Annotated in this window: 12 protein-coding genes; 6 read left to right on the top strand and 6 right to left on the bottom strand. The window is 72.6% G+C overall.

The window, feature by feature from the left end; all coding sequences use genetic code 11:
• Positions 1-43: 43 nt before the first annotated feature.
• The gene (gene mmsB, locus ACTEI_RS24500; protein WP_122979806.1) at positions 44-1,345 is read right to left on the bottom strand and encodes a multiple monosaccharide ABC transporter permease; all 1,302 of its coding nucleotides are present in this window, start codon (positions 1,343-1,345) and stop codon (positions 44-46) included.
• Entirely contained in the window at positions 1,342-2,889 is a 1,548-nt protein-coding gene (gene mmsA / locus ACTEI_RS24495; protein WP_122979805.1) for a multiple monosaccharide ABC transporter ATP-binding protein, read from the bottom strand. Before mmsA ends, mmsB begins: the two co-directional genes overlap by 4 nt.
• Before the next feature lie 208 nt (positions 2,890-3,097).
• Between mmsA and ACTEI_RS24490 the strand changes: the two genes are divergently transcribed.
• The gene (locus tag ACTEI_RS24490) at positions 3,098-4,342 is read left to right on the top strand and encodes an ROK family transcriptional regulator (RefSeq protein WP_122979804.1); all 1,245 of its coding nucleotides are present in this window, start codon (positions 3,098-3,100) and stop codon (positions 4,340-4,342) included.
• A gap of 55 nt (positions 4,343-4,397) precedes the next feature.
• Here the strand turns inward: ACTEI_RS24490 and ACTEI_RS24485 are convergent, their stop codons facing one another.
• The 3 genes from ACTEI_RS24485 to eccB all read right to left on the bottom strand — a co-directional run bounded on the left by ACTEI_RS24485 (position 4,398) and on the right by eccB (position 7,600).
• Positions 4,398-5,681, bottom strand: a complete 1,284-nt coding sequence (locus tag ACTEI_RS24485; protein ID WP_122979803.1) for a WXG100 family type VII secretion target — start codon at positions 5,679-5,681, stop codon at positions 4,398-4,400.
• Positions 5,674-6,045 (bottom strand): hypothetical protein, encoded by a 372-nt coding sequence (locus tag ACTEI_RS24480; protein WP_122979802.1) that lies wholly within the window; start codon positions 6,043-6,045, stop codon positions 5,674-5,676. Before ACTEI_RS24480 ends, ACTEI_RS24485 begins: the two co-directional genes overlap by 8 nt.
• Positions 6,046-6,184: 139 nt before the next feature.
• Positions 6,185-7,600, bottom strand: coding sequence for a type VII secretion protein EccB (gene eccB, locus ACTEI_RS24475; protein ID WP_211344339.1), 1,416 nt, complete (start codon positions 7,598-7,600; stop codon positions 6,185-6,187).
• Between the two features lie 322 nt (positions 7,601-7,922).
• Here eccB and eccE point away from each other — a divergent pair, with 322 nt between their 5' ends.
• Both eccE and ACTEI_RS24465 read left to right on the top strand, forming a co-directional pair.
• The gene (eccE, locus tag ACTEI_RS24470) at positions 7,923-9,131 is read left to right on the top strand and encodes a type VII secretion protein EccE (protein WP_122979800.1); all 1,209 of its coding nucleotides are present in this window, start codon (positions 7,923-7,925) and stop codon (positions 9,129-9,131) included.
• Positions 9,132-9,164: 33 nt separating this feature from the next.
• A complete protein-coding gene (locus tag ACTEI_RS24465) occupies positions 9,165-9,842 on the top strand; it encodes a hypothetical protein (protein ID WP_122979799.1) in 678 nt (225 codons plus the stop codon).
• A gap of 16 nt (positions 9,843-9,858) precedes the next feature.
• On the opposite strand, the gene eccD is transcribed toward ACTEI_RS24465, so the two are convergent.
• On the bottom strand, positions 9,859-11,253 hold the full coding sequence (gene eccD, locus ACTEI_RS24460; protein WP_239082517.1) for a type VII secretion integral membrane protein EccD: 1,395 nt from the start codon (positions 11,251-11,253) through the stop codon (positions 9,859-9,861).
• Between the two features lie 185 nt (positions 11,254-11,438).
• Between eccD and eccCa the strand changes: the two genes are divergently transcribed.
• The 3 genes from eccCa (at position 11,439) to ACTEI_RS24445 (ending at position 16,221) form a co-directional block, all read left to right on the top strand.
• Positions 11,439-15,398, top strand: a complete 3,960-nt coding sequence (eccCa, locus tag ACTEI_RS24455; protein WP_122979797.1) for a type VII secretion protein EccCa — start codon at positions 11,439-11,441, stop codon at positions 15,396-15,398.
• Positions 15,399-15,594: 196 nt separating this feature from the next.
• A complete protein-coding gene (locus tag ACTEI_RS24450; RefSeq protein WP_122979796.1) occupies positions 15,595-15,909 on the top strand; it encodes a WXG100 family type VII secretion target in 315 nt (104 codons plus the stop codon).
• Positions 15,910-15,939: 30 nt separating this feature from the next.
• Positions 15,940-16,221, top strand: a complete 282-nt coding sequence (locus ACTEI_RS24445) for a WXG100 family type VII secretion target (protein ID WP_239082516.1) — start codon at positions 15,940-15,942, stop codon at positions 16,219-16,221.
• Positions 16,222-16,226: the final 5 nt, after the last annotated feature.

Raw genomic sequence — 16,226 nt, 5'->3', positions numbered from 1 at the left:
CGGTTGACCCTTCTGTTCTATCTGGGAGAGAGAGATTGCTTGTTCAGCTGGCTGCGGAGACCTCGTCGGCCTCGCGGCTGGTCGGCGTGGCCGTGATCAGAGCGGCCGAGTCGTCGCGGCGGAACGGTTTCATCAGCGACGCGATGATCGAGAACCGGCCCTGCTTCTTGTTGTAGACGTCCAGGGCGACCGCGCCGAGCAGGAACAGACCCTTGATGATCTGGACCATGTCCGAGCCGGTGCCGATCAGCTGCAGGCCGTTGTTGAGCACGGCCATGACCAGACCACCGACGATCGCGCCGCTGATCGTGCCGAGACCGCCGGAGACCGCGGCGCCGCCGATGAAGACCGCGGCGATCGCGTCCAGCTCCCAGCTCAGACCGTCCTGCGGGCCGGAGGCCGCGGACCGGGCCACGAAGATCATGCCGGCCAGCGCGGACAGGACCGACATGTTCATCATGACGAAGAAGTTGACCCGGCGGAGCTTCACACCGGACAGCTCGGCGGCGCGGGAGTTGCCGCCGACCGCGTAGATGTGCCGGCCACCCGAGGTGTTGCGGGTGTAGAAGGAGTACCCGATGACCAGGACGGCCAGGATGATACCGGAGATCGGGAAGCTGGTGCCGACCCGGCCGCCGGCGAAGCGCAGGGTCGCGAAGACGATCACGCCGAGCATCACGGCCAGGCGCAGGATCGAGATCCACAGCGGGGCGGGCTCGGCGCCGACCATCTGCTGCCGGACCTGGCGGGCGCGCAGCTCGCGCCAGATCACCGCGACGCAGGCGAGCAGGCCGAGCAGCAGGGTCGCGTTGTTGTACCCGGTGTTCGGGCCGAACTCCGGCAGGTAGCCGGCGCCGATGTCGCGGAAGCCCTCCGGCACCGGCACCGTGTTGGCGTTGCCGATGTACTGGTTGCCGCCGCGGAACAGCAGCATGCCGGCGAGCGTGACGATGAAGGCCGGGATGCCGACGTACGCCACCCAGAAGCCCTGCCAGGCGCCGATCAGCGCGCCGATCACGAGGCCGAGCAGGATGCCCAGCGGCCACGGCACGTCGTGCTCGGTGATCGCCTTGGCCACGATGATGCCGACGAACGCGGCGACCGAGCCGACCGACAGGTCGATGTGGCCGGCCACGATCACCATCAGCATGCCGATGGACAGGATCGAGATGTACGCGTACTGCTGCGTCAGCGCGATCAGGTTGCCGGAGGTGAGCGTCAGCCCGTCCGTCTCGAACTGGAAGTACAGGATGATCGCCACCAGGGTGAAGATCATCCCGAACTGACGCGCGTTCGAGGTCGTCCCGCCGAACAGGTTCTTCTGGAGGTCTTTGATACGGCTCATGACGTAGCCAGCTTCTTCATCGAGGTCATCTGCTTCATGAGGAGTTCCGGGTCGGCGTCGCGCCGGGCGATCTCGCCGGTGATCGACCCTTCGAAAACGGTGTAGATGCGGTCGCACAGACCGATGAGCTCCGGCAGCTCCGAGGAGATGACGATGACGCCCTTACCCTCGTCGGCGAGCTGCTGGATGATGCCGTAGATCTCGTACTTGGCGCCGACGTCGATACCGCGGGTCGGCTCGTCGAGGATCAGCAGGTCCGGGTCGGTGAACATCCACTTCGCCAGGACGACCTTCTGCTGGTTGCCACCGGACAGCTTGGTGACACCCTCGTCGACGGTCGGCGTCTTGATCCGCAGGCTCTTGCGGTATGCCTCGGCCTCGCGGTACTGCATCGCCTCGTCGAGGACGCCATGCCGAGTGATCTTGGAGAGCTTGGCGGCCACCACGGAGGTCTTGATGTCGTCGAGGAGGTTCAGGCCGACGGCCTTGCGGTCCTCGCTGACGTACGCCAGGCCGTGCTGGATGGCGTCCGCCACGGTCTTGAGCTCGATCTCCTTGCCGTCCTTGACGATCGTGCCACCGAGGTGCACGCCGTAGGACCGGCCGAACAGGCTCATCGCCAGCTCGGTGCGGCCGGCGCCCATCAGACCGGCGAAGCCGACGATCTCGCCGCGCCGGACGTTGAAGCTGGAGTTCTTGCAGACCAGCCGGTCGGCGGAGATCGGGTGCCGGACGGTCCAGTCGCGGACCTCGAAGAACACCTCGCCGATCTTCGGCTCGTGCTCGGGGAACCGGCTGCTCAGGTCGCGGCCGACCATGCCGCGCACGATCCGGTCCTCGTCGACGCCGTCGCCCTTGACGTCCAGCGTCTCGATCGTCCTGCCGTCGCGCAGGATGGTGATCGAGTCGGCGATGGCCTCGATCTCGTTCAGCTTGTGCGAGATCATGATCGAGGTGATGCCGCGCTCCCGGAACCCGCGCAGCAGGTCGAGCAGGTGCTGCGAGTCGTTCTCGTTGAGCGCCGCGGTCGGCTCGTCCAGGATCAGCAGCTTGACGTCCTTGGCGAAAGCCTTGGCGATCTCGACGAGCTGCTGCTTGCCCACGCCGATGTCCTTGATCAGCGTGTCCGGGTCCTCCTTGAGCCCCACCATGGCCATCAGCTCGAGAGCCTTGGCGTTGGCGGCCTGCCAGTCGATCCGGCCGAAGCGGCGCGGCTCGTTGCCCAGGAAGATGTTCTCCGTGATCGACATGCCGGGCACCAGGGCGAGCTCCTGGTGGATGATCACGATCCCGGCCTTCTCGCTGGCCCGGATGTCCGAGAACTTGCTCTCGGTGCCCTGATAGAAGATCGATCCGGTGTAGGTGCCGTACGGGTAGACGCCGCTGAGAACCTTCATCAGCGTCGACTTGCCGGCCCCGTTCTCCCCGCAGATCGCGTGGATCTCACCGGAGCGGACCACCAGGTTGACGTCCGAGAGCGCCTTGACGCCGGGGAACTCCTTGGTGATGGCTCGCATCTCCAGCAACGGTGGAGTGCCGCCCATGTTCGCCTCCAGGGGTGCCGACGAACACCTTCGTCGCCGTCCGGCGGCTGGTTTTCGTGCGGCTGTCGCAGCAGCCGGGGTCGCTCGAGTCGAGGCAGGCCCCGTTTTCGTTAGCAAACTTCCTTGTGTCGGGACTGTAAATCCAATTGTTTTACTAAGTCAACGCGAGGCGGCATCATGTTGGTAACGGCTCGATGGAGGTTCACGCGTGCGACGAACAGGGACGAATCTTCCTAAGGTCGGCCAGTACAACCGGGCGGTCGTGCTCGACCAGATCCAGCACGCCGACGGCATCAGCCGGGTGGAGATCGCCGAGCTCACCGGCCTGACGCCGCAGACCGTCTCCGGGATCGTCCGCCGGCTCATCGACGAGGGCATCGTCCGCGAGGACGGCGCGCTGATCTCCCACGGCGGCGGCAAGCCGCGCACCCGGCTGCGGATCAACGCCGGCGCCGGCCTCGCCGTCGGCGTGCACTTCGACCCGGTGCAGATCACCTGCGTCGTCGTCGACCTGCTCGGCCACCCCCTGGTCACCATGCAGCGGCCGACCCCGCCCGGCGCCGACCCGGAGGCCATGACCGAGGCGGTCGCCGAGATCGTCAGCGAGGTCCTGGCCGCCGCGGGCCTGCGCCGTGACCAGGTGCTCGGCCTCGGGCTCGCCACCCCCGGCCCGATCGACCAGTCGCTCGGCGTGCTGGTGATCCCCCCGCTGCTGCCGACCTGGGGGCGGGTGCCGCTCAAGGAGATGCTGACCGAGGCCACCGGTATGCCGGTCACCTTGGACAACGACGCGACCGCCGCGGCCATCGGCGAACGCTGGGCCGGCGTCGGCCGCGGGGTGGCCAACTTCGCGTACTTCTTCTTCGGCGCCGGCATCGGCGGCGGGCTGATCCTCAGCCACCAGATCCACCGCGGCGGCTCGATGAACGCCGCCGAGTTCGGGCACACCTCCGTGCAGGCCGACGGGCCCGGCTGCTACTGCGGCAACAGCGGCTGCCTGGAGAGCCTGATCAGCCCGGCGGCGCTGACCGCGCAGCTGCGCCGCCGGCTGGCCGCCGGGGACGGCCGCGACTCCCGGCTCGCCGAACTGTTCCGCGCCGATCCGGCCACCGTGGACTACGACGCGCTGCGCCACGCCGCCGCCGACGGCGACCCGCTCGCCGTCGAGATCGTGGAGTCGGCCGCCGACCTGCTGGCCACCGCCGTGGTCAACGTCGCCAACATCGTGGACGTGGACCTGATCGTGCTCGGCGGGCACGGCCTGCGGCACATCGAGAACCGGTTCCGCGACGCCGCCCAGCACGCCCTGTCGACCCGCACGCTCGCCCGCCGCATCCGTACCGTGAAGGTGGAGCTGTCGCCGCTCGGGCCGGACGCCGCCGTGGTCGGTGCCGCCGCGCTGGTGCTCTACGCCACCTACTCACCGCAGGTGTCCGAACTGCTGTCGCTGTGAAACGAAACGGCTCGCCCGCGCGGATGCGGGCGAGCCGGTTCGGCGTCCGGAGTGGTCAGCCACCCAGGACCGGCGGCGGCGCGTCGTTGCCGCCCCACACCATCTCGTCCTCGGTCAGCCAGGTGGTGCGCTCGTCGGCCTCGTCCTGGTGGCCCTGCGCGCCACGCGCGGCGCCCACGGACGACGCGTTGCCCCGGCCGCCGTGCGCGCCGTCGCGGATACCGAGATCGGTGGCCGTGCCCCGGCCGGCGCCTGCGCCGGTCGAGCCGGTCGAGCCGGTCGAGGACGCCCGTGCGGTCTCCGGGCGCGGGGCGCCGGAGGCCGACACCGGCCGGACGCCGCCCGCGCCGCCGGCCGGCCCGGCGCCGCCGGTGAGCATCGGCTTGGCGGCCAGCGTGGACCCGCCGATCAGGCCGGCGGTGAGCGCGAGCCCGCCCCCGCCCGCCAACCAGCCGGTGTTGCCCGCGCCGGCGCCCGACGTCCCGGTCGCGGTGGTCAGCGACGGGCCCACGCCGCCGCCGGAACCACTGGCCGGCCCGGCGCCGGCCAGGCCGGTGCCGCCCGGACCGTCGACCGGGGACACGGTGGGCGCGGTGGTCAGGTGGGTGTCGGCCGGGCCGCCGGAACCGGTCCCCGGGCCCGTGCCGGCATGCGTCGGCGTGGCGATGTCGCGGTCCGCCTTCGGCCCGCCGGGGCCGGTGAGCCCGGCGCCCCGGGCGCCGGCCGGACGAGCGGCCGAACCCGTCCCGGCGCCGCCGTTGTCGATCGTGCCGGGCAGCTCCGGCGACGGCGGACGCAGCGGGATGTCCCAGGTGCTGCCCTGGGTCGTCTGGTACTGCGCGGCGAGGCCGGCGACCAGCGTGATCATGCGCTTGTGCGCCTTCTCCTGCTCTTCCTTGTCCTTCTGGTGCCCGTAGGCGCCGCCGACGAGCAGGCCGGGCAGACCGGCGACCAGACCGCCCTTGGCGGCGTTGCTGAACATCTGGTCGTTGTCGTCGGTCTCCTCCGGGTCCTCGGCCTTGCTCTGCGCCTCGCGCAGGTAGCGGGCCTGCCCGGTCAGGCCGTCGCCGACCGACTGGTACTCCTCGCTCAGCAGCCGGGCGTGGTCGCAGACCAGCGTCAGCCGGCGCGTGAACTCGGCGCCACCGGCGCTGTCCCACGTCGCGGCGAGCTTGCCGAGGTCGGCGTCCAGGGTGCGGGCCAGATCGGCCAGCGTGTGCGTCATCGACGACCACGTGGCGGCCAGGCCGTCGATCTGCTCCGGGTCGCCGGCCTTCAGATCGGCGTACAGCTTCTCGTGGCTGACGCCGGAGTACTTGGCGTAGAACTCGTCAGACATCGCTGCTCGTACCCTCCTGCAGAGCCGCGCCGACCCCGCCGAGCGCCGCGGCGATGGCCGAGGCGTTGGCGCGGTTGCGCGCCTCCGTGGTGGTGTAGTTCGCGATGATCGAGCTGGTCGCCTCCTGAGCGGCGCTGATCGCCGCCCGCAGGCGCAGCGCCCGGGTCCGGTGCTGCTGCAGCAACTCGTTGTACTGCGTCGTCGCGGCGCTGCCGTCGGCGAAGCGGCCCAGCTCCGGTGGCCGGCACTGCAACTCGTTGTCGATCTTGCGCAGCACGAAGTCCGCCTCGGCCAGCCGGGCGGTGAGCGTACTGTGGAAGTCCTCCAGGGAGAGGACGTCCACTCTGGTGCGTTGGTCGGTCATCGCGACATCCCCGTTCGATCTGCGCGACCGCATCGGCGATCTGTGGTCTTGCCCTGTGCAGGGGTCAGGCTAATGGATCGCCGCGAGCCGGGCGACCGCCGAGGTGCCGGTCCGGCCCGGTGTCCGCGCTGGTGTCCGGTCACGACCCGGCCGACGGCGCCGGCGCCGCGGTGGCGAACCGCTTGGCGGCCGTGACGTCCAGCGTCGGACCGGTCGGCACCAGGGCCAGCATCGCCGCGGGCACCGCGGTCGGCGTCACGGCGCCGTACCCCAGCGCCGTGCGGGCATCGCCGTTGCGCTGGCCGAACGGATACCGCATACCGTTGACCACCAGGTAGACCGCGGTGCCCGCGGCGTCCCCGCGGCCCGCGACGGCACGCACCACGGCCGCGCGGCCGCCGGTCATCACCACCTGGTCGACGGTGCTCACCCGGTCCCGGGCGCCCTGCTGCGCGGCGACCGCCTCGGTGCTGTCGGCCCGCAGCTCCGCCGGCAGCGCCCGGAAGATCTCCACGGTGGTGGTCACCGGCATCTTCCCGGCGGCGTCCCGGTCCACCACGCAGACCGCCACCGGGGCCGGGGTGTTGACCAGCGCCGGCATGACCGGCGGCAGGCCCGGCGGCTCGACCGTCACGTTCACCAGCGCGCCACCGACCTCGTCCGGGGTGATCTGGCGGGCGGTGCCGCCGCCGGCCAGCGCCAGCCGGGCAGTGACCTCGCCGATCGTGGCCAGGCCGGTCTGGGTCAGCACGTAGTACTGCCCGGCGGACTGGAAGACGTCACCGATGCGGGCCGGCGCGCCGCCGATCGGCCGGGAGGCGACCGCCCCCTTGCCGGGCACCGCCAGCGGCTGCAGGTCGGGACCGGCGGTCACCGCGTTCATCAACGGCCGGCCCACCTCGATCGCCGACGACTGGGACAGGCCCAGCGCGACCAGCACCGCGGGGTTGGCCACCCGCAGCCGGGTGTTGTGCCACAGCAGGTGGTACGAGTTCTCGAAGCTGACCAGCAGGCCGCGCTCGCCGAGCGGGGACGCCCCGGCCAGCTCCCGGCCGATGACGGCGCGGGTGTTAGAGCCGCCGGCGCCCGTCGGGTCCGAGCTCTGGCACACCTGCCAGGGCAGCCGCAGCAGCTTCGACGGCGCGGGCAGCGCGTCCGGGGCGTCGGGGATGCCGACCGGGAGCCCGCGCGGCAGGCCCTCCAGCGACTTCTGCGACATGGTGCGGACCTCCGGCGCCGACTTGTCCAGCACCAGCCGGGCCGAGGCGTAGTTCAGCGCCGGGTAGAGCCGGCCGTCCAGATAGACGTACTTGGCCCCGGTCTCCTTCTCGATGACCAGAGCCTGCTCGGACAGCCCCTGCTGCTTGCCGGTGACCAGGCCGTAGACGCCGATGCCGGCCAGCACGATCGCGCCCACCATGGCGCTGGCGAACAGGGCCATCCCGAGCCGGCGCATCGGCAGGTCGTTGCTCTCCGGCTCGCCGGCCAGCATGGCGGACACGATCCGCCGCGTCACGAACCGGTACGCCTGAACCTGTTCCCGCCGCGTCCGCAAGGTCACCTCCGAGCCGATCTGCGCCAGTGCGCCTGGGCCGACAGGCCCCGGCATCCGGTCGCGGCCCCACCGGCGCGGATCTCGACTGGGCGGAAATCCCCGGGACGGCGTCGCTTCCAGGGACGTTATGGTGTGCGGATGCTTCGGGCTGTCGCGGGCAGCATAGCGGGTGCGGCCTGGTCGGCCGATGCCGCCGCCGGTGGTCGCGCCGCCCGGCGGCGCGGGCGGTCCCGGCGGTGCGGCGGGTCGTGGCGTCCCCGGCCGGCTCCCTACGATGAGGGCCCCGGACTGCCGGGCGCGGTAGAGAAGGAGAACGCGGGGGATGACGACGATGACCCAGGCGCAACCGGCGCGGGGCAGCGACCCGGCCCCGGCCGCCGGCCCGGTCGCCGCGCCGCGCCGCCGGTCCGGGCGCATCGGCGGGCTGTACGTCGGTCAACTGGTGGCGCTGGAGGTGGCGGCGCTCGCGGTGGCGCTCAGCCTCGGTCGTCCGGTGTGGATCGTCGCGGTGGTGGGCACGGCATCGGCGCTGGCGCTGGGCGCCGCGTTCGCCCGGCGGCACGGGCGCTGGTGGTTCGAACACCTGCTGGTCAACCGCCGGTTCAAGCGCCGGGTCCGCCGCTCGGCGGTGGCGGCGCGGTCGCGTACCCGCTCGGTCCCGGCGCCGCTCGCCGCCCTGGCCCCGGACCTGCGGATCGCGCAGATCACCGACCGGGGCCACCAGGTCGGCATCGGGCAGGACGGCGAGGGGTTCTTCGTCGCGATGTCGGTGAGCCTGCCACGCCCGGCGCCGCACGCCCTGCCGGTCCCCGTGCTGGAGCGGCTCGCGGCGGTCACCACCGGCGGCAACCCGGCGTCCGCGCTGCAGATCGTGGTGCACACGGTGCCCGGCCCGAGCGCGCTGCTGCACCGGTCGGCGCCGGCCGTGCAGTCGTACCTGGAACTGCTCAACGGCGAATCGGTCCCGGCCACCCGGCAGATCTGGGTGGTCGTCCGGCTCGATCCGCGCGACGCGCGGGCCGCCGCGGCGGCCCGCGGCGGCGGCATCGACGGGGTGCACCGCGCGCTGACGGCGTTCGCCGGCCGGGTCGGCAAGGCGCTGCGCGGCGGCGGCGTGGACTACCGCGTCCTGGACGCCGCCGGGCTGACCGCCGCCATCGCCACCGCCGCCGGGCTGACCGGGACGGCCACCCCGCAGGAGGAGTGGGAACGCTGGGTGAGCGGCGAGTCCGGGCACCTGGTGTACGCGCTGACCGGGCTCCCGCCGCGGTCGCTGAGCGCCCTGCTGCAGGAGATAGCCCAGCCGCCGCTGACCTCGACCACGGTGGCCGTGCGCATGGCGCCGGCGCCGGAGGGGGCGCTGGCGCTCAGCGGGGTGCTGCGCATCGCCGCGCCGCCGGACGGCCTGGAACAGGTCGGCGGCTGGGTGCGGGGCCGCGCGGACCAGATCGGGGTGACGATGCACCGCCTCGACGGACAGCAGGCCGTGGGGGTCTACGCGGCCGCCCCGACCGCGGCCGAGACGCTGTGAGCGCCGGCCCGCGCCCGACGACCGGAGGTCGAGATGAGTGACACCACGGTGATGCCGCGCCAGGCCGGCGACCCGGGTTCGGTAGCGGTGCAGCCGCTGCCGGCCGGGCCCGCGGGGCTGGTGCTGGGCCGGGTGCAGGACGGCAGCATCGCGACGGTGCCGCTGTTCCGGCCGGAGAGCAGCCGGGTCGCTCTGGTCGGCAAGTGGGCGCTCGGGCGCCTGCTGGTCTTCCGGGCGCTGGCGATGGGCGCGCGGATCGTGGTGCGTACCGACGCGCCCGCGCACTGGCAGGGCCTCGGCGAGTGGGCCACCGGCCGCAGCGACCGGATGTGGGTGATGACCGAGGGCAACGCGGTGCCGCCGGTGCCGGCCGACGCCACCCAGCCCGCGCTGATCGTGCTGGACCTGGGCGTGGGCGCGCTGGCGGTGACCACTCCGGACCAGCCGTGGCACACCCGGCTGACCATCCTGCCCGAGCTGACCGCCAGCAACGCCCGGGCGGTCGCCGACGCCGAGCTGCACCTGTTCGCCCGCCTGACCGCGGAGGAGGTCGCGGTCGCGGTGGCGAACCTGCGCCTTCCGGTACGCGCGGTGGAGCCGCTGACCGTGCTCAACCCGGACATGGTCGGCGCGCTGCGGGCCGACTCGGCCAGTTACGTGTGGCTGACCCCGACCGCCGCCGAGCGGCAGCACCTGGGCCTGACCGGCTGACCCCGGCCCGGCCGGTTCAGGAACGGACCGTGAGGATCCAGCCGTAGAGGCCGCACACCCAGGCGACCAGCGGCACCACGGCGACGATCAGCAGGATCTCGGCGATGTCGAGCAGCCGCCCCCAGACCGGGGAGATGCGCCGGCCGGCCACCGCGGTGCCGTAGATCAGGCTGGCCGCGGCGGCCGCCACCAGGCCGCCCACCACGGCGGTCAGCCGCAGCGCGACCCCGCCGTGCTGGAACAGCCCGTACGCGGCCAGGGCCAGGGCCAGGCTGCCGGCGCCCAGCATCGGCAGCCGCTGGGCCTGGGTGAGCAGCGGGCGGGCGCGCAGCATGAGCAGCAGCGCGAGCACCGCGCACAGCACGATGTTCTGGGTGCGGCCGCCGAGCACCAGCACCAGCGAGGCGCCGCCGATGATCGCCGCCACGGTCGCGATCAGCCCGGTGAGGAAGCGGTCCGCGCGGTCGCTGAGCTGCAGGATGCGCTGGCCGTCGACGACGTCGTCGTCGGTCTTGAGATCCTCCGGGCCGGTCGGGATCGACGGGATGGGCAGCCGGGCCAGCCGGTACGCCAGCATCGGCAGCGCGGGCACCAGCGCGAACGCCAGCGCGGCGGCGACCGCCGCGCCTGCTGCCGGCGCGACGCCGAAGGCGAGGCAGATGCCGGTGCCCAGGCCCAGCGCCCCGGCCACGCCCAGGGTGCCCAGGAACAGCGGCCCGGAGGCGCCGACCGCCACGGTGGCGGCCGCGGCGGCCACCATCAGCGTGGTCGCGGCGAGCAGCAGGTGCGGCGCGGCCAGCTCGGTGAGCTCACGGTCGCCGGCGAGCACGAGCAGGCCGCCGACCGTGGCATAGCCGAGGCCGGTCAGCGCGACCAGGGTGGCCGAGCCGGTGTGCCCGGCGGCCCGCGACAGCACCGCCGCGGTGGCCAGCAGCGCGACGGCGGCGAGCAGGCCGACCAGAGCGCCGGGCAGCTGCGGGGGACCGGCGAATAGCAGCGCCACCGCTCCGGCCAGGGCCATCGCCGCGGCGAACCAGGCGGCGAACCGCCGGGTGTGCACGACCTCCCAGCGGCCCTCGCGGTTCTGCGTGCCGGTGGCCACCGCGTCGACCACGTCGTCGAAGAGCACCTCGGGGGCGGCCGCGTTGCGCGGGGTGAAGTAGAGCACCTCGCCGTCGCGGATCTCCAGCTCCAGCGGCGTGCGGCTGGAGTCCAGCGGCGCCTGGCCGAGGCGGTTCAGCGACCATCCGCCGTTCTTGGCGCCCTCGTCGGCGAGGTCCTCCCCGGCGTGCCCGAGCAGGGTGGGCAGCAGGTCGGCCATCGGGACGTCGGCCGGCAGCGCCAGGTCCATCCGGGTGCGTGGCGCGACGATCGTGACCCGGGTGAGACCGCCCACCATGTTGCTCGTCACATTCGCTCCCCGTGCCGGTGCCGTCGAGTACGTCGGCGTGCCGCCACCAGCGTTCCCGGAGCTCCGCGGGGCGGTGGCGCGCACGACCGGAGGGGAGCCTACCTAGGATGTCGGGCGCGTACGATGCCCACCCAAACAGCTCGGCGCCAGCCGGCGGACGGAACATCCGGGGGAGGTGACCCGTCGTGAGTACGGTGCTGTTCCGACGCCCGCCTCGGCGGCTGGGACCGCAAATGCCGCGCGGTGAGTTGTTGTTGGAGTCGCCGCCCGAATTGCCCGAGCAGCTTCCCCGGGGCATGGGGCAGCTGCTGATGATCCTGCCCATGATCTGCGGCGCCGGGGCGATGGCGTTCCTGTACGCCGGCGGACGGCAGGGCGGCGGCCCGATGATGTGGGTGGCCGGCGGCCTCTTCGGCGTCTCCATGATCGGCATGGCGATCGGCACGATGGGCGGCACCAACGACTCCAAGGCCGAGCTGAACGCCGAGCGCCGCGACTACATGCGCTACCTGGCGCAGATGCGCAAGCGGGCCCGGCGCGCGGCCGCGCAGCAGCGGGCCGCGACCACGTGGAAGCACCCGGAGCCGGACGCGCTGTGGTCCATCGCCGCGTCCCGGCGGCTGTGGGAGCGGCGGGTCACCGAGGACGACTTCGGCGAGGTGCGGGTGGCGGTCGGCCCGCAGCGGCTGGCCGTGCAGGTGGTGCCGCCGGAGACCAAGCCGGTCGAGGACCTGGAGCCGATGACCGCGATCGCGCTGCGCCGCTTCGTCCGGGCGCAGAGCAGCGTCCCCGGCCTGCCGATCGCGCTGTCGGTGCGGGCGTTCAGCCGGATCGTGCTGCGCGGCGAGCGCACCCCGGTGCTCGACCTCGGACGCGCGCTGATCGGCCAGCTGGTCACCTTCCACGCCCCGGACGACCTGCTCGTGGTGGTCGTCGCGGCGGCCGACCGGCAGCCGGTGTGGGACTGGGTCAAGTGGCTGCCGCACGCGCAGAGCACCCGGCGCACCGACGCGGCCGGTGGCCGCCGCATGGTGTTCAGCACCCTCGCCGAGGCCGAGTCCGCGCTGGGCGACGACCTGAGCAGCCGGCCCCGGCACAGCTCGGACGCGCGCCCGCTGACCACCGCGCCGCACGTGCTGGTCGTGCTCGACGGCGGCGAGGTCACCCCGACCTGCCAGCTGCTGGGCAGCGGCCTGCTCGGCACCACCGTGCTGGACCTGTCCGGCTCGGTGCCGCGCGACGCCGGCCGGTGGCTGCTGTGCCTGGACGTCAACGCCGAGCGGGTGGCGATCGACCGGGGCGCCGCCGGCACCCCGCTGGGCCGGCCGGACCGGCTGACCGTGCGGCAGGCCGAGGCGCTGGCCCGGCAGATCTCGCCGTACCGGCTGTCCGCCCCGGCGGTCACCGACGAGCCGCTGGCCCGCAGCATGGAGCTGCCCGACCTGCTCGGGGTCGGCGACGCCGCGGCGGTGGACCCGCGGCTGACCTGGCGGGCCCGGCCGCACCGGGAGCGGCTGCGCATCCCGCTCGGCGTGGGCCCCGACGGCAGCGTGATCGAACTGGACTTCAAGGAGTCCGCGCACGAGGGTATGGGCCCGCACGGCCTGATCATCGGCGCCACCGGCTCCGGCAAGAGCGAGCTGCTGCGCACCATCGTCGGCGCGCTCGCGGTCACCCACTCGTCCCAGGAGCTCAACTTCGTCCTGGTCGACTTCAAGGGCGGCGCCACGTTCGCGTCGCTCGACGTGCTGCCGCACACCAGCGCGATGATCACCAACCTGGAGAACGAGCTGCCGCTGGTCGACCGGATGAAGGACGCGCTCGCCGGTGAGATGGTGCGGCGGCAGGAGCTGCTGCGGGCCGCCGGCAACTACGTCTCCCGTTTCGAGTACGAGAAGGCCCGCCTCGACGGTGAGCCGCTGGAGCCGATGCCCAGCCTGCTGATCATCTGTGACGAGTTCAGCGAGCTGCTGGAGAAGAAGCCGGACTTCATCGACCTGTTCGTGATGATCGGCCGGCTGGGCCGGTCGCTCGGCGTCCACCTGCTGCTGGCCAGCCAGCGGCTGGAGGAGGGCAAGCTGCGCGGCCTGGACACGCACCTGTCGTACCGGATCGGCCTGCGCACCTTCTCGCCCGTCGAGAGCCGCATCGTGCTCGGCGTGCCGGACGCGTACGAGCTGCCCAACGCCCCCGGTCACGGCTACCTCAAGACGGACACGCAGACGATGCTGCGCTTCCGCGGGGCGTACGTCTCCGGTCCGTACCGGCAGCCCGGCCGGGCCCCGCGCTCGCAGGCGGTGGTGCAGCGGCAGGTGGTGCCGTACGGCACCGACTTCGTGCCGGTGCCCGAGCTGCCCGGCGAGGCGCTGCCGGCGCGGGCGGCCGAGGAGGCCGGCACCGGCAAGCAGCAGAGCATGCTCGACGTGATCGTGGACCGGCTGCGCGGGCAGGGCCCCAAGGCGCACCAGGTCTGGCTGCCGCCGCTGTCCGAGCCGCCCAGCCTCGACGAGCTGCTGCCGCCGCTGGCCATCGACCCGGCGTTCGGGCTGACCACGACCGGCTGGACGGGTCGCGGCCGGCTCGTCGTGCCGGTCGGGGTGGTGGACCGGCCGTACGAACAGCGCCGCGACCCGATGATGGTCGAGCTCGACGGCGCCGGCGGCAACGTGGTGATCGTCGGCGCCCCGCTGTCCGGCAAGAGCACCCTGCTGCGCTCGATGCTCGCCTCGCTGGCCCTCACCCACACCCCGCGTGAGGTGCAGTTCTTCTGCCTCGACTTCGGTGGTGGGGCGCTGGCCGGTCTGGACGGTCTGCCGCACCTGTCCGGGGTGGCGCGCCGCCGCGACACCGAGGCGGTGCGCCGCACCGTGGCCGAGGTCACCGCGCTGCTCGACCAGCGGGAGACGTACTTCGCCGAGCACGGCGTCGACTCGATCGCCGGGTACCGCCGGCGGCGGGCCGCCGGCGAGTTCGCCGACGACCCGTTCGGCGACGTCTTCCTGGTGGTGGACGGCTGGAACACGCTGCGGCAGGAGTACGAGGAGCTGGAGCAGGCGATCACCGTGCTGGCCGGCCGCGGGCTCGGTTTCGGCATCCATGTGGTGATCACCGCGGCCCGGTGGGCGGAGATCCGGATCAACATGCGCGACCTGCTCGGCACCCGGCTGGAGCTGCGGCTCGGCGAGCCGGGCGAGTCGGAGATCGACCGCCGGGCCGCGGCCAACGTGCCGCTGAAGTCGCCGGGCCGCGGTCTGACCCGGGACAAGCTGCACATGCTGGCCGCGGTGTCGCGTCTGGACGGACGCCACGACATCGAGGACCTGGCCGAGGCGACCGCCGACCTGGTCAAGCAGGTGGACGCGGCCTGGCGCGGCGACCCCGCGCCGAAGGTCCGGCTGCTGCCCCGCGAGCTGCCGGCCGCCGAACTGGCCATGGTGGTCGACCCGGGGGCGCCGGGCATCCCGCTCGGCGTCGACGAGGCCGCGCTGGCCCCGGTGATGCTCGACTTCGCGGCCGAACCGCACCTGATCATCTTCGGGGACGCGGAGTGCGGCAAGACGAACCTGCTGCGGCTGATCGGCCGGTCCATCGCCGCGAAGTACACGCCGGAGCAGGCCCGGATCGTGGTGGCCGACTACCGCCGCGGGCTGCTCGGCGCGTTCGGCGAGGCGCACCTGCTCGACTACGCCCCGTCCGCGCAGGCCTTCAGCAAGGGCCTCGCCTCGATCAAGTCCGCGATGGAGAAGCGGCTGCCCGGGCCCGACGTGACCCAGGAGCAGCTGCGGGCGCGCAGCTGGTGGCGCGGGCCGGAGCTGTTCCTGCTGGTCGACGACTACGACCTGGTGGCCTCGGCGGGCAACAACCCGCTCAGCGCGCTGATGGACCTGCTGCCGCAGGCCCGCGACATCGGCCTGCACCTGATCGTCACCCGGCGGATCGGCGGCGCGGCCCGGGCGATGTTCGAGCCGGTCCTGCAGCGACTGCGCGAGCTGGACACACCGGGTCTGCTGATGTCCGGCAACCGCGAGGAGGGCGCGCTCTTCGGCACCCTGCGGCCCAGCCCGCAGCCGCCGGGCCGGGGCACGCTGGTGCGGCGGCGAGACGGGCAGCGAGTGGTGCAAACCGCGTGGAGCGACCCGGCATGACGACAATCGGACGTACGAACGGCGGTCTCGTCATGATTTGTGAACGGTTCACGGCTCAGCCGATCCCCGGGGCTGCCCCTGCTGGCAGCCCTCGGCTACGGTATGGCGCGAAGTGTCCGCAGGTGGGGTCTCAACGCCTTGCCGCGGGGGAGACGCGGCAGCACGCCGCCACAACGATGACGAAGGGGTGAGAGGCATGACGTCCCCGTTCGAGGTCGATCACGCGACACTGCATACCGCGGCGAACGACGTCCGTACCACGCGGAGCGAGGTCGACGGTGAGCTCAAGAAGCTCTGGAATGTGGTCGACGACCTGGCGATCGGCTGGCAGGGTCAGGCGTCCAGCGGCTTCCAGAGCCTGATGCAGCGGTGGAACGACGACACCCTCAAGCTGCAGGAGGCCCTGGACAACATCGCTGACCTGCTCGACAAGTCGGGCACCACGCACCAGGTGAACGACGAGGAGCAGCAGCAGATGCTCGACAAGTTCCACTCTGCGCTGAACCCGTAGGCCGTTGACGAGATTCTGGGTGGATGACTGATGAGCATGATCAAGGTTAATTACGCGTCCCTCGAGAACGCGAACTCGCAGATGACGGCGATCTCGCGGAGCATCGACGAGAAGCTGGACACCCTCCGGCAGATGCTGTCGAAGCTGGTCTGGGAGGGTAAGGACCGCGCCGCTTACGAGCAGCACCAGGCCCAGTGGGACGCGGCGGTCCGGGACATCAACCAGATCCTCAACGAGATCGGCGGCGCCGTGGGCGTGGCCCGCGACAACTACGTGACCACCGAGATGAGCAACTCGCAGCTCTGGGGCTGATCTGG

The sequence above is a fragment of the Actinoplanes teichomyceticus ATCC 31121 genome (assembly GCF_003711105.1).
GTDB lineage: Bacteria > Actinomycetota > Actinomycetes > Mycobacteriales > Micromonosporaceae > Actinoplanes > Actinoplanes teichomyceticus.
The sequence above is the reverse complement of the archived record's forward strand: the minus strand, read 5'-3'. Positions and strand labels throughout refer to the sequence as shown.